This window comes from Prevotella micans F0438, assembly GCF_000243035.1.
Taxonomy (GTDB): domain Bacteria; phylum Bacteroidota; class Bacteroidia; order Bacteroidales; family Bacteroidaceae; genus Prevotella; species Prevotella micans.
Window position 1 is genome coordinate 955,744 of the sequence record NZ_JH594521.1, and the last position, 13,288, is coordinate 969,031.

At 41.2% G+C, this 13,288-nt stretch carries 13 protein-coding genes; 7 read left to right on the top strand and 6 right to left on the bottom strand.

The annotated features are described in order from the left end of the window. Positions 1-133 precede the first annotated feature (133 nt). From HMPREF9140_RS03965 to HMPREF9140_RS03995, 7 genes are all read left to right on the top strand, one after another. The gene (locus HMPREF9140_RS03965; protein ID WP_006951934.1) at positions 134-1,354 is read left to right on the top strand and encodes a site-specific integrase; all 1,221 of its coding nucleotides are present in this window, start codon (positions 134-136) and stop codon (positions 1,352-1,354) included. Positions 1,355-1,358: 4 nt separating this feature from the next. Continuing rightward, positions 1,359-2,627: a site-specific integrase gene (locus HMPREF9140_RS03970; RefSeq protein ID WP_006948290.1), complete on the top strand. Its 1,269-nt coding sequence runs from the start codon at positions 1,359-1,361 to the stop codon at positions 2,625-2,627. 52 nt (positions 2,628-2,679) lie between these two features. Continuing rightward, on the top strand, positions 2,680-3,147 hold the full coding sequence (locus HMPREF9140_RS03975; RefSeq protein ID WP_004364878.1) for a DUF1896 domain-containing protein: 468 nt from the start codon (positions 2,680-2,682) through the stop codon (positions 3,145-3,147). Positions 3,148-3,826: 679 nt separating this feature from the next. After that, a complete protein-coding gene (locus HMPREF9140_RS03980; protein ID WP_004364877.1) occupies positions 3,827-4,096 on the top strand; it encodes a helix-turn-helix domain-containing protein in 270 nt (89 codons plus the stop codon). A gap of 3 nt (positions 4,097-4,099) precedes the next feature. Further along, a complete protein-coding gene (locus tag HMPREF9140_RS03985) occupies positions 4,100-4,414 on the top strand; it encodes a helix-turn-helix domain-containing protein (protein WP_004364876.1) in 315 nt (104 codons plus the stop codon). After that, positions 4,402-4,908, top strand: coding sequence for a DUF3408 domain-containing protein (locus HMPREF9140_RS03990; RefSeq protein ID WP_004364875.1), 507 nt, complete (start codon positions 4,402-4,404; stop codon positions 4,906-4,908). Before HMPREF9140_RS03985 ends, HMPREF9140_RS03990 begins: the two co-directional genes overlap by 13 nt. Before the next feature lie 210 nt (positions 4,909-5,118). Further along, positions 5,119-5,544 (top strand): plasmid mobilization protein, encoded by a 426-nt coding sequence (locus HMPREF9140_RS03995; RefSeq protein ID WP_004364874.1) that lies wholly within the window; start codon positions 5,119-5,121, stop codon positions 5,542-5,544. A gap of 16 nt (positions 5,545-5,560) precedes the next feature. On the opposite strand, the gene HMPREF9140_RS04000 is transcribed toward HMPREF9140_RS03995, so the two are convergent. From HMPREF9140_RS04000 to HMPREF9140_RS04020, 6 genes are all read right to left on the bottom strand, one after another. Beyond that, complete coding sequence (locus HMPREF9140_RS04000; protein ID WP_004364872.1) at positions 5,561-6,046, bottom strand: hypothetical protein; 486 nt, start codon at positions 6,044-6,046, stop codon at positions 5,561-5,563. 1 nt (position 6,047) lies between these two features. Next, the gene (locus tag HMPREF9140_RS04005; protein WP_004364871.1) at positions 6,048-8,261 is read right to left on the bottom strand and encodes a peptidase domain-containing ABC transporter; all 2,214 of its coding nucleotides are present in this window, start codon (positions 8,259-8,261) and stop codon (positions 6,048-6,050) included. Positions 8,262-8,327: 66 nt separating this feature from the next. Next, positions 8,328-10,664: an outer membrane beta-barrel protein gene (locus HMPREF9140_RS04010; protein WP_004364870.1), complete on the bottom strand. Its 2,337-nt coding sequence runs from the start codon at positions 10,662-10,664 to the stop codon at positions 8,328-8,330. Between the two features lie 90 nt (positions 10,665-10,754). Then, positions 10,755-10,931: a hypothetical protein gene (locus HMPREF9140_RS10575; RefSeq protein ID WP_006948310.1), complete on the bottom strand. Its 177-nt coding sequence runs from the start codon at positions 10,929-10,931 to the stop codon at positions 10,755-10,757. 318 nt (positions 10,932-11,249) lie between these two features. Continuing rightward, positions 11,250-12,842 carry a hypothetical protein gene (locus tag HMPREF9140_RS04015; protein ID WP_006951938.1) on the bottom strand — a complete coding sequence of 531 codons (1,593 nt, stop codon included), beginning with the start codon at positions 12,840-12,842 and terminating at the stop codon, positions 11,250-11,252. Positions 12,843-12,860: 18 nt separating this feature from the next. Continuing rightward, the gene (locus HMPREF9140_RS04020; RefSeq protein ID WP_006951941.1) at positions 12,861-13,091 is read right to left on the bottom strand and encodes a hypothetical protein; all 231 of its coding nucleotides are present in this window, start codon (positions 13,089-13,091) and stop codon (positions 12,861-12,863) included. Positions 13,092-13,288: the final 197 nt, after the last annotated feature.

Below are 13,288 nucleotides of genomic sequence, written 5' to 3' on the forward strand. Positions count from 1 at the left end.
GGGTTACGAATTGAATGTAAACAACTGTGTCATAGGTTTTTATTCTTCATCTTTCATTTTTCTGCATCGCTCAGGAATACTTGTTCATCTGTACCTTTGCAAGCAAAGGAAATTTAGAAAAAACGACAGAAAAATGAAAGAAAACAAACTCAAAGTATCGTTCTTCGTTCAGGCGAAACGAACCGACAAGAAAGGACTTGTGCCTGTCATTGGGCGAATCTCCGTTGGCAGAACCCATTCGGGCTTCTCCACCAAGTGTAAGACTCCGCTCGCTCTTTGGGACAGCCGTAAGCAAAGGCTTATCGGCAAGAGTAGCATGGCTGTGTCAGTCAATCAGAAACTCGGTGAATGCACCGCACTTATTCACACACGCTTTCACGAACTCAGTGAAAGGAAAGAAACTTTCACAGCCACAGACGTGAGGGATGCCTATCAGGGGCAAATCCACTGTCAAGCCTTGCTCTTGGAGAGTTTCGGGGAGTATCTCACACAGACAAAGGAGCGCATAGGCATTGATAGAGCTTTAAAGACATTCAAACTCCGTACCTACCAGCTATCCCTGCTTCGTGAGTATGTGCAGAAGAAGCACAAGGTAAGCGACATTCCACTCTCACAGCTGGACAAAGCATTTATCGAGGGTTTTGAGTATTATCTTACCATCGACCGCAGACTGAAACGCAGCAGCATATCGAGTACCGTGTCTACTTTGCAGACCATCGTCCGCATGGCGGTGAAGAAAGGTGTGCTGGACTTCTATCCGTTCTTGGGCTACAGTTACGAGCGACCAAAAGGCGAACCGAGAAGCATTACGCAGGAAGAACTTGAGCACATCATCGACTTGGAGATTGAATGGGAAAACTACCGCATTGTCCGTGATTTGTTCGTCTTCTCCTGCTTTTCAGGGCTGGCTATCTCCGATGTCCGTAATCTTCGGGAGGAAAATATCGTCTTGGAAGAGGGCGAACTCTGCATCAAGGGCAGGCGAATGAAAACCAAAACTCCGTATCGTGTACAGGTGCTTCCCCCTGCGCAGACTATCATGAATCGTTATAGAGGGATAAGGGCAGGCTTTGTCTTTGACGTTCCAACCACCGACGTTATCCTCAATGGCATGCACTATATACAGCGAAATATCGGTATGGAAACTCCGCTGACCTTTCACATGGCAAGACACACCTTTGCATCGCTTATCACGCTTTCGGCAGGTGTACCTATTGAAACGGTGAGCCGTATGCTCGGACACACCAACCTGAGAACAACACAGGTATATGCAGCGGTTTCCTCCGAAAGAATACATAGGGATATGCAGATAGTGCAGCAGCGAATACAAGATACATTCACCCTAAAACTTTGACATCATGGCACGAAGTACATTCAAGACACTCTTTTATATCAACCGCTCCAAAGAGAAGAAGAACGGAAAATGCCCGATTATGGGGCGCATCACCATAGACGGAGAACAGGTACAATACAGCACGGGAAAGGAAATCGCTCCCGAACTTTGGGACAGTCGTAAGGGACGGTGCAAGGGTATAGGCGAAGAGACAAAGGAAATCAACCGCTATTTACAAACCAAAGAGGAACAAGCCAAAGGCAAATACCAAGAATTAGTTTGGCAACGTGGCTATATCACCGCCGAGTTACTGAAGCGTGAACTCATGGAAGAAGACAAGCCCAAAGGTTTTCTTTTGGAGGAAGCCCAACTATTTATTGAAGAAAAGCGTCCTTGTGTGGGAATAACGGTTGCCAAGCCGACCTTTGCCAACTACATCTATGCCACACAACTCATTGAGGCTTATTTGCGTGAACGCTTGGGGCTGGAGGATATTCGCTACTCATCGCTTGACTATGGTTTTATCGAAGGGATGGACTTCTACCTTAAATCAGAGCGCAACCTTTCTCTTGCCACTATTCAGGTAGCGGTCATCTTCCTTAGAAAACTCATCGGCATAGGTCAGCAGAAGAAGTATATCCGCATCGATCCGTTTGCAGACTACAAAGCAGAACTTCCACACCGCACAAGGCGTTATCTCACTACGGAGGAACTGCAACGGGTATTGCAAACACCTATCATTGACAGACAATTCGAGCGAGCAAGACAACTCTTCCTTTTCTGTTCCTTCACTGGTTTGGCTCGTGTGGACATGCAACGGCTCAAACCAAAACACATCATCCATAATGCAGACGGCACAGAGGAAATCCGCATCAAAAGGCAGAAAACAGACGTGGAAGCCATCATTCCGCTTCTGCCCATTGCCAAACAAATACTTTCGCTCTATATCAAGGACAAGAAAGCAGACGAATTGATATTTCCCAATCTTACAATAAGGAAAGCATCCTTTGCGTGTGTGAACATCGGGCAGATATGCCGGATAGATAAGGGCTTGACTTTTCACATGGCTCGCCACACATTCTCAACCACGATTTGCCTTTCCAATGGTATTTCGATGGAAACGCTCAGCAAGATGCTCGGACACAGCAATATAGGTACGACACAAATCTACGGAAAGATAACCGACCACAAGATACAGGAGGATATGACTGCACTCACTGACAGGGAGCATTCTGTATTTGAGGGTTATTGTGAGTCGATAGCACGGCAGAACGTTCCATTGCAACAAGCATAAAAAGGAAGTAATTACCAAACATTTATTATTCACGATTGAAAACCAAACGATTATGAAAGAGAACAACAAACAGGAACTTTCTTACTTTCGATTGAAATTAAGAAGTTATATGAGTGAGCATCACCCCGAAAAATTGCACGACACGGAGTTTATCACCACACGAGCAGACATGGCTCTCACTGCCTACTGCGATGCTGTGGCACAAGGTTTTTCGCACCTCGAAGCAGAGAACATAGCAAGTGAGGTGTTGTATCAAGGTTTGCACTTTTCCAAGTACGACACGCTTGTTTCTGTCTTAGAGAACGAGTTTGAGAGGGAACTGCCTGCACCACTCCCTGAGAAGCTTGCACCCATATTGTTGTCGAATGAGGCTGTTCAAGCCACATTCGACAAGTTCGGTTTGACGGACACATTTGCTTCTGACGAGCAATACGACCGTCTTTACACCGAACTCACAGGCACGATTGTGCTGCTCATCGAGAGCAATCATTTGCCAATAATCGGTCAGACGGAGGGGTAAGTCCAAAGGCGTTGTAAGCAAAGGCACACGCAAAGTCCCTGATGCCGTTTCTTATCGTGCAAAGGTACAACGGCAGCTAATCTGCCCTGACAAGGTCAAGTCCTGCGGATGGAGAGAAGAATCTCCACCGCAGGATTTTTCTTTTTCAAGGTGGTATTGCCATTTTCAATAGCCATGCGGTTGTATTCATCTCTCCCAACCTTGCAGAGCAGGGCTGCCGTAGAGAGTATAGGCACGACAAGAATACGGCATACTCAGGCTCTTTGGACGCAAGGCGTAACAACCAACAACAGATAGGACTGACGATAATACGGACAATCTGTTGTTTGTACAATTTGTTGTCATGACTATCTATTGTCAAAACTATATATCGTCAAAATAATCTATCGATAAAACTATCTATCGACACTTCGATATCTCGATTTGTCGAACTATCGAATTATCGATAAAACAACAAAATAATAAAAGGAAAGAGCCGGCACCTCATCTCATTACCGCAATAACACAGATGGATCTCCTTTGGTCTTTTCTCTTGTTTTCTCTCTATTTCCCTGCTTTTCCTCATTTCTTGCAGCGGTGCTTCCGAGGGTTTACTTTTGCACTCGATAAGTACGGCAATGGACTGCATAACAGTTTGTTTGCCGAGTAACAATAAAGTAATCAAAACAAAATCAAGGCAATGAAACTCATTATCATCGACCGCAAAGCGTGGGAGCGACACCACTCCGAATTTGCAGACTTTATCCACAGTATCGAACAACTCATCGGCAATCCGCCCGAAACGGACGAATGGCTTGACAACGAAGCCGTGTGCAAGCGTTTGGGCATCAGCAAACGTACCCTGCAATCATACAGAGATACGGGGAAAATCCCTTTCTCAATGATTGGACACAAGTGCTATTACAAGGAGAGCGACATCACGGAGTTACTGAACGCAAACAATGAATGAACTATGACAGAGAACGAAATCATTACACAGCAAGCCCCTCAGATGCAGATGTTTGCACAACTGATGGAGGGCATCTTAAAGAAACTGGAGCGTTATTGCGCTACCGCCCGTCCGATGCTGGGCGGAGAGGTTTACCTCACTGGCGAGGAGGTTTGCAGCCAATTACGGCTCAGCACACGCACGCTCCAAGAGTACAGAAACTTAGGAACACTTCCTTTCTACAAAATCGGAGGGAAGATACTTTACAAACAGAGCGACATACAAACAATGCTTGAAAGGCATTATAACGCAATACCCAAGAAATTATGGCAAGAATAGATGAACAAAGGAAACAGCGTCTGGAACAAGCCCTTCGAGATATGGGCAATTATGGCGTTAAGCTCCGCAAGCCAGAAGAGTTGCCCGATTTTGATCAGCCCATAGATTATGAAGAGGAAAAGAAAAGATTTGAGCCTGTTAAAGTTGAGGAACAAAATGACAAGGAGAGTCACAAGGACTATTCTCAACCGTCCAATCAAGAAACAGAGTTGTCACCAAAGGAAAGGGCTACTTCTACTGAAGAGAATCATCAACGAATGGGAAAAACAAGGGACAGGAAGCAATTATCCGAGTTTCAGGGGAAATATCTCCAGCCCTTTCGCAACAGCCACCGCAAAGCCGTGTATGTATCAGAGGAAACTCAACGAAAGTTGGACTTCGTGGTGAGGAAAATCGGTGAACAGGGAGCAAGCGTTTCAGGATATGTGGAGCAGGTGCTTCGAGAACATCTCGACCAATACAAAGATGATGTGGAAAGATGGCGGAAACTCTGAAGTACTGCATTCCTCGAATGCAAGCCTACGCTGAGTTACTGTATTCAGTGAATGCAGTAACACGGCATGGGCTTATAATCCCATTTTCTACATCAGCAAGGTGTGTCTTTGTCCGACAAACTACCGTTTGTCCCACAAAAACCCTTGCCCCGAAGGGGATTAAATCACTCCAAAGTCGTGATTAGACAACAAACAAAACAAGTTAAGATTATGCCTAAATTAGAAATAGCCAACAACAACCGCTACGGTCATCGTAGGATAGAAGAAGTGCCACGCTGGGACAGATGGGACACCCGTATGCCAGATGTGAAAGACCAACTGCGAGCCATCGACCTGTACAACAAGTCGGGGGCAGTGAGCAAGTCCGATTTCGTTCGTGCCCGTATCCTTGGAGAGAGATTCAAGGTGATAATGGTGGATAAGTCCGCAGTTGAGTATTACCGCAAGCTCTCTGAACTCACAGCCCAAGTACATAAGATTGGCATAAACTATAATCAAGTCGTCCGCTTGATGCACCTTTATACGGCAGAGAAAAGTGTAAAAGCTTTGTTGCAGGAACTTATCCAACTAACAAAAGAACTCACTACCTTCCAAGAGAAAGCAGTGAGTTTAACCATTGACTATCGGGAGAGATAAGGAATGTGCGATGGAATTATATTCCCCCAAGCATTTTTTGCAGCAGATTGCCCGATGTTCGTGTTATTTGGAAGTCTATGGTTTGGTTTTCTACTGTTTTTATGTCGGCTGGCTTGAAACGACAAAGGGCTTCCTGACGCTCCAATGTGTCACGGACGGAAGAAAGGTCCTGTATCTGCCCTGCAAACGTTCCATAGGGAGATTGCAGATAAATCATTTGTCTGTTTACATTGTCGGGGCGTTTATTCTCGAACTTTAATAAGATGGTTATATCTGTGCTGTCCGCTGGTGTTGCGGTTGTTGCTCCGTGTACGGTAGCCGTTCCCGAATACACTTGTTTATAAGGCAGGAAATAGGCTACGGCTAACAGACAAAGCAAAACAGCTCCTATGGCAGTAATACCATAACGAACGAGAGATGAGGGTATCTGCCCCACGATGCTGCGTACTTTCTCGCTGCGGAGCTCAAAACTCCGTTCCTGTTTCTTTTCCTGGTTTTCCATATCAGTTACCCAATTCTAATTGATTCTTCACTAAGGCAAAATATTTACCACGTTTAGCAGTCAGATCCTCGTGTGTACCTACCTCTACAATTTTACCTTCATCCAAAACTACAATTTGGTCGGCATCGCGAACAGTGGAAAGGCGGTGTGCCACTACTACAACTGTTTTTCCCTTGTAGAACTCCGAGAGGTTTTCTGTAATGGCTCGTTCATTGTTGGCATCGAGGGCATTGGTCGCTTCATCCAGAAAGACAAACATTGGATTCTTATAGACTACCCTTGCTATCAAAATGCGTTGTCGTTGTCCCTGACTGATGCCCTGTCCGTCCTGTCCTATCATCGTGTTGTAAGCCAAAGGCAGGGCTTCGATGTAGTCAGCGATGTTTGCCACACGGGCAGCATGGCGGATACGTTCGATGTCGGGTTCATCATCCGATATGGCAATATTCCTCGCAATGGTATCGGAGAAGAGATACCCCTCCTGCATTACCGCACCGCATTGGCTTCGCCACCAGCCGAGATTATATTCATTCAGATTGGCACTGCCGACTTGAACGCTTCCTTTCAGAGGTTCATAGAACCCCAACAAGAGTTTAACGAGTGTGGTCTTTCCGCTTCCACTCGCCCCCACGATTGCGGTTACTTTGCCGTTAGGTATGGAGAGATTGATGTCTGAGAGAATATCTTTTGGGCTGTAGATGTCGTATTTGAAAGAGAGGTCTTTTATCTTGAGGGAATGTCCCTCAAGTGTTTCGTCAATGTAGGCATTCCGTGTTCTTTTCGCATTCTCCTCGTTAGTCTCTGTATGAATTTCGTTCATACGGTCAAGGCTGATGCTCACGTCTTGCCAAGAATAGATAAACTGAATGAGCTGTTCCACGGGGCTGTTGAGCTGTCCAATGATGTACTGCACTGCCAGCATCATACCAAGCGTCATATTGCCTTGTATGACAGAAGTTGCAGCAAAAACGGTAATCAAGATATTTTTTATCTCGTTGATGGTGATGCTTCCTGCCTGTTGTATTTGCTGAAGATTAAGACTTTGCAGATTGACCTTGAAAAGGTCGGCTTGCACGTCCTCCCATTCCCAACGCTTGCGCTGCTCACATCCCTGCAACTTGATTTCCTGCATACCACCTATGAGTTGGTAGGTAACGTTGCGGTTTCGCCCTGCCTGCTCGAAATATTTGTAGTCCAACTGCCTGCGCTTTTTGAGAAAAAGGATAATCCATCCGGCATAAAGCGATGTCCCCGAGAGGAATACAAGGAAGATGCCAAGATTATAGACTGCAAGGACGACACCGAAGACAAGGAAGGTGAAGAACGAGAATAGCAGGCTCAGACTGCTTGAGGTGAGGAACTGCTCCACACGTCGGTGGTCTTCAATACGTTGCAAGAGGTCGCCCATCAGTTTGGTGTCGAAGAACTTCATCGGTAGTTTCATCAATTTGATGAAGAAATCCGAGATGAGCGAGATATTGATACGTGTGGAGATGTGCAGGAGTATTTTGGAGCGGATAAAGTCGATGGCGGTACGGCTGAAAAGTAGCATCATTTCTGCCAAGAGCACTAACCATACAAAGCCTATATCCTTTCCTCCTATACCTGTATCAACGATGGCTTGAGTGAGGAAGGGGAAAATGAGTTGCAGGAGCGAGCCGAGCAACAGACCGAGAATGAGTTGCGTAAAGAATCTCTTGTACTTTTTGAGATAGTTCCAAAGGAACTTCGCGCGGCTTTGAGTCGGTGCTGTTTCTGTATCGTTTTGAGCATAGAACTGTTCTGTCGGTTCAAGAAGAAGGGCGACACCTTTCTCCTCACCGTTGGTCTTAGTACTTACCCAATGCTCGCAGAACTCCTCTTGGGTATAGGAAACAAGTCCTTTGCCAGGGTCGGCAACATATACGGTATATTTTCCTTTTTTGTGCTTTTTTATTTTATAGACAACAACAAAATGATTTTGATTCCAATGAACAATGCAGGGCAAAGGAACTTCAAATGCAAGTGTATCAAAACTTAATCGACCTCCAACAGTCTTGAAACCGATAGTTTCTGCAGCCTTACTGATACCAAGCAAAGAAACTCCCTCTCGATTTAATGAACAAACTGTTCTAATTGAATCAATATTAAAATCGCGACCATAATGCTTAACTATCATTGCTAAGCAAGAAGGTCCACAATCTTTTGCGTCACGTTGTCTAACTAAGGTGTACATTTATGATATATAAAACTATACTAAAAATACTATACTAAAGTAAATATTAAATTTGCAAAAATATTATCACTGCAAATTCAATCGTTTCTGATTGCTTTCATTGGTGTTCAATCTTCTAAATGTATCCTTAAATCCATTGAATGTATATTTAATGGTCAGTAAAAGAAAGCGACTATCGAAATCAGGAGTTGTTTGTACTTTGATATTATCTATGAATACATTTGTTTTTGATATAGATTTATGTAATAAATCGTTACCTCTCAAGATAATTTGTAAACGATTATCTTTGAAGAAATTTTGCCGTATCCAAAAAGATAAACCATACTTAGGTGATTCCAATACTCCCAAGAAACCATTTTTTGAAGAGTAAGATAAATCTATAGACGCCATCATTTGCTTAGTAATGTCAAATTGATTGACCAAGGTAAATGCAATATTTGGATTTCTAGGTGCATAAGTATCTAAGTATTTAATTTTTGTTGGAATATAACGAAATGAAGCATTATAAGCAAATCTATATATACCGAATTTATCTGAATAACTTGCATTAAACAACCATGTATTGTAATCTACATTGACGGGAGAATTCAATAGAGCTCCATTTAATTCAGAATTTTCGGTGAACTTCCACAAAACAGCATTAGCGTCATGTATGTATCTTCCCTGTAAGACAAATTTATTCTTCCATACCATAGATAAGGAATAAATGTATCTATCATTAGATTTAAGAGATGAATTACCTTTTTCATATAAATAAGGATTTATATAATGCAAAAGAGGGGAAATATCCCTAAACATTGGTCGTGAATTCTGAGTAATAATACTTCCAATGAATAGCAAATCGGGATTTATCTGCCATTGGGCTGTTATACGAGGAAAGAGTTTAAAGTATGTATCAGTAATACTATTTGTTTTATTTTGCTCATATTCAGAATGAAAAATGCTTCCTCTAACCCCTGCGGTGATAAAGAGTTTATTCCATTTTTGATTTATAGTTGCAAATAAACTGAGTTCATCATCTTGAAGATTACTCGTTATATTATAGAATGGAGTCGTAGTATTCTCAAAAATGTAATTTGAATAGCCTTTGTTCAGAATAGAATTTCCTTGAAAGCCCATATTTAGAGAGAAACCCTTTTTCGAGTTGTAGTCGTACTCTATCTTTGTATTAAATGCGTTATAGTCATTTTTACCATTTATCCAAGAACGGTTTTTACTGTTTGATACTAAATCTATCTCTGATTTTGTTTTAGCGTAGAAATAACCGCCAGAAACAGATAGTTGTTGCTTATCTGTCATTGTATAATTTACCAACAAATCGGCATTGGCAGAAATATTACGACTTCTTTCATCTTGATGAGTGTTGGAATATAGTGTATTCAGACCATATTCATAGTTATACTCATCTCCTTGGGTATTCGCTTTCTTATTGGAGATATTTATATCACCCTGAAATGTTATATTAAATTTTTGATTGGGTCTGTAACTGAAACTTTCGACAATATGGTGAGCAGGCTTGGAAAGAATTTCATTATTGTAAGAGATGGAAGACCGTTCCGTTTTCCCTTTAGGGCTTAATACATCGTATTGATTGGTACCTGTGTTATCTTCATTGAGGTATGAAAAATTATAAGACAATAAATTATCCCATTTCTTTTTTGATAAAGAAATTCTCAATACATCCTCTTCTGTATACCGCCGTCCGAACAAAGAATTATGTTCCACCTGAGCAGAAAAGTAATCTGTTAATTGTTGGTTTGTTGTAATAGAAATAATACAACCATATTGAGCCGAATATTTAGCTGGTGGATAGTAATTAACATTTACCGTTTTTATTTGTTCAGGACGGAGCGTACCGATTCTATCGTATGATTTTTGTTCTACTCCATTCAATATATACAAAGGTGTGCCTCCTGATATAGGTACAACTCTTCCACCGGTCGCCAACATTCCTGGAAGAAAAGCAAGAACATCTGCAACTTCGGGTAATTTTTTTAACTCTGATTTTGAGACGTCTATTTCAAATGTTCCTTCTGAAACTTTATAGACTGCTCTTTTTCCTTTAACTATAACCTCTTGCAACGTGTTGGAATTCGGTTCTAACTGGATAACAGTTGGAAGAGGAATAGAGACTCGTGCTTGTTTATATCCCATAAATCTGACAGCAATAAATTTACCATCAGTTCCTTCTTTGCTTATATTGAACACCCCTTTTGAATCAGTTGTTGTACTTTTTAAAATTTCTCCTTCTTCTGTAATTAATAGTACGGTGGCATAGGGTAAAGGTTCTTGTACCTCATCAACTACGGTAGCTGATAACATCAATGTATCTTGAGGTACTATTGCTGCTTGAGATTGAAAACTGAAAACAGAAATTAAAATTAAAATTAAAACACGAAACATTACAACAAGAAAGTTATAGAGATATAAAGTTGTAAATAAAAATAAAATGTCTGACTATGAACGAAAGAGCATAGTCAGACACAGAAACTCTTAAGGCTTTGTTGTTACTCTGTCAATGATGACAGTCCCATCATCCTTAATCGTTGTTGTAATGGTGGTTGTTGAACCATCTGCATTGATAATGGTTTTAGTTGCAGTTACATCACCGCCACCATTGATAAAACCCATTTCGTCTTTTGAAAAGACTTCTAAAGCTAATGCTTTCATAACTAAATAGAATAAAGTTTATACTTGGCTCGGTATTCTCCGAACCGTTAATTAAAATTTGGATGTCAGAGTTTCGCACGATGTGCATATTAACAGACATTCAATTGCAATATTACGAAAAGAAAACGAGAAAAACAAATTTTTCGCCACGTTTTTTGCGATTTCCATTATTTTGTGTCGTTTTTCATAATGAAATGACTATCTTTGCAACTATAAATTAAGTGTTCATTGAAGCATTGCAAAATAAAGAAAGGGAAAGAAACTCGCTCGTTTCCATCTCGTAACCCATTTACCCTTTATTCATTCTTATTTTATTGATTATCTGAAAGATACAATATTCTTGAATCTTTTTCTGGCAAAGGCAGTATTTGCAAAACCTTTATTGAAATTGTATTCAGCATTAAACAGTTTGAGTTCTTGGTTTACTTTTCCCAATACTGCAACAGCTATTTTCCAATCACTTATTGAAGGCAAATACCATACTAAAGATTGCCCACCAGTATATGCTATACCTGGATTGTATTCTGCAGCGGCTTTGAAAGCTGGGAAATCAGGATTTCGACCTTTCACTTTGTCACCAACAACATTACCAGTTGAAAATCCTGGATCCCAAGTCTCATCTCTTCCACTTGTATTCACTTCATTAAATTCCATGTATGTGCCACCGACAAACCTGGTAATATCATAATAGTGTGTATTGGTTTGTACATTTTTTCTATTATCCATCCACCATCTGGTAGTCACATTGGGCCCATATAAATCTTTCAATGCTACTGCCATGCGTCTACTTTTACTTATAACTATAGCAATAGGCTTTTTCGTTCCGTCGTTATTGGGTATATCCTTAAGAGGAAGGACTTCGCCATTGCTCATCAGATAAACAAAATTATATTTCAAATCTACATTGAGTATATATGAGCCGTTTTCTTCAAACTTTAATGTCTGCGAGGGATTGAACTTAAAAGTAATATTATTAGCTATTGGTTGGCCATAAAACCTAGCGTTTGTAAAGGTTAGCTTTAATTTTGAGACGTCTATACCAGGAGTAAATATTATATCGGCGGTATTATGGTCTCCATTTTTATTCATGGTATAGTATTTCCAAGAGTCGGTCTCTGTACCTCCGAAAGAATAAGGTATATATTGTAGTGAGAGAGCCGAAGTTCTATCATCTCCCATACCCCATTCTCCAATAGACGCGTCGTAAATAGAACTACCTGGTAGGCCCGTTTCGTCGTCTAAATAAAATTTGGTTGTTATAGCAGCATGTTCAAGGCTCTCGTAAGATGATATCTTTATTCTAACCTTGGAAGCAGCACGTTTGAGAGTGAAGGATATTTTTTGATCATAAGGCGTTGATGAAATGGTCTTTCTTGTACGAGCAATCAATGCTCTATCAGTATTATTATCTCTTGTTACTTTGAGCTGATTTCCATTGCGTATCACAAAGTTGTTGAATAGCACAAAGTCATAGGTCTTTCCTGGTATGAGACGGATACTCTTACTATTTTTATATGAGGGGGTGAAAATGCTACCGTTCACTATTCCTGTTATCTCGCCTTTTAAAGAGTTATCAGATACATCATAAGCTAGCATTGTGTAAGTACCGTAGGGGATTGCACGTGTTGTTGATTTTGGTCGTTTGGTAGTGTCACGTTGCAGGGTACATTGAGCAAGGACACCATTTCCGAGGTCAACCATCTGTTGTTGGAGCTTTTCTTCTTTATTGCTTACACGTGTCACACCTACTTCTTGATCTTCGTTGTAGTCTGCGAAATCTACATTGAACTCTATAGCTTTTTCGATATTTACAGTTCCATCTTCGTTGAGATAGTCATTGTCCTTGTTACAAGCTGTGAACGAAAAAATTGCTATGCTAAATGCTCCTAATAAAATATTTTTCTTATTCATGTTGTTTTCTTTTTTAAGTTATTCATCTTCCCAATTTCCTATCTGCTGTTTAGCTGGTGCCATGGATGAAGGGTCGCCAAGATAAATGCTCCCCATATTGTGCTCGCCTTTATCATCATAATTATTTTGTACGTTTGAACCTATGCCATCAAGGCTTCCTGAAATACAGATAAAACTCTCACATTCGGTTTCTATAACCCTACACCATGGCACAATGTAGGCGCGTTTCTTTAAATCTCTTCTTTTCATTTTTCGATTATTTTGAGTGAATATTATTCCGTTATTTCTTCCTTACGCGGCTCGGAAAAGGACACGACAAATGGAACAATAAAACTCACCGGAGTTTCATTGTTTAAAGGATTTGCGTAATTTCTACGCGCGCGTAAAAATAAGTTAGGTGAGGCTAGATGCCTGTGTGTGTGTGTGTGTGTGTGTGTGTGTGTGTG

Excerpts from the sequence above, each read along its gene's own strand:
- HMPREF9140_RS03965 (WP_006951934.1), top strand. The coding sequence starts at position 134 with ATGAAAGAAAACAAACTCAAAGTATCGTTCTTCGTTCAGGCGAAACGA.
- HMPREF9140_RS03970 (WP_006948290.1), top strand. The coding sequence starts at position 1,359 with ATGGCACGAAGTACATTCAAGACACTCTTTTATATCAACCGCTCCAAA.
- HMPREF9140_RS03975 (WP_004364878.1), top strand. The coding sequence starts at position 2,680 with ATGAAAGAGAACAACAAACAGGAACTTTCTTACTTTCGATTGAAATTA.
- HMPREF9140_RS03980 (WP_004364877.1), top strand. The coding sequence starts at position 3,827 with ATGAAACTCATTATCATCGACCGCAAAGCGTGGGAGCGACACCACTCC.
- HMPREF9140_RS03985 (WP_004364876.1), top strand. The coding sequence starts at position 4,100 with ATGACAGAGAACGAAATCATTACACAGCAAGCCCCTCAGATGCAGATG.
- HMPREF9140_RS03990 (WP_004364875.1), top strand. The coding sequence starts at position 4,402 with ATGGCAAGAATAGATGAACAAAGGAAACAGCGTCTGGAACAAGCCCTT.
- HMPREF9140_RS03995 (WP_004364874.1), top strand. The coding sequence starts at position 5,119 with ATGCCTAAATTAGAAATAGCCAACAACAACCGCTACGGTCATCGTAGG.
- HMPREF9140_RS04000 (WP_004364872.1), bottom strand. The coding sequence starts at position 6,046 with ATGGAAAACCAGGAAAAGAAACAGGAACGGAGTTTTGAGCTCCGCAGC.
- HMPREF9140_RS04005 (WP_004364871.1), bottom strand. The coding sequence starts at position 8,261 with ATGTACACCTTAGTTAGACAACGTGACGCAAAAGATTGTGGACCTTCT.
- HMPREF9140_RS04010 (WP_004364870.1), bottom strand. The coding sequence starts at position 10,664 with ATGTTTCGTGTTTTAATTTTAATTTTAATTTCTGTTTTCAGTTTTCAA.
- HMPREF9140_RS10575 (WP_006948310.1), bottom strand. The coding sequence starts at position 10,931 with ATGAAAGCATTAGCTTTAGAAGTCTTTTCAAAAGACGAAATGGGTTTT.
- HMPREF9140_RS04015 (WP_006951938.1), bottom strand. The coding sequence starts at position 12,842 with ATGAATAAGAAAAATATTTTATTAGGAGCATTTAGCATAGCAATTTTT.
- HMPREF9140_RS04020 (WP_006951941.1), bottom strand. The coding sequence starts at position 13,091 with ATGAAAAGAAGAGATTTAAAGAAACGCGCCTACATTGTGCCATGGTGT.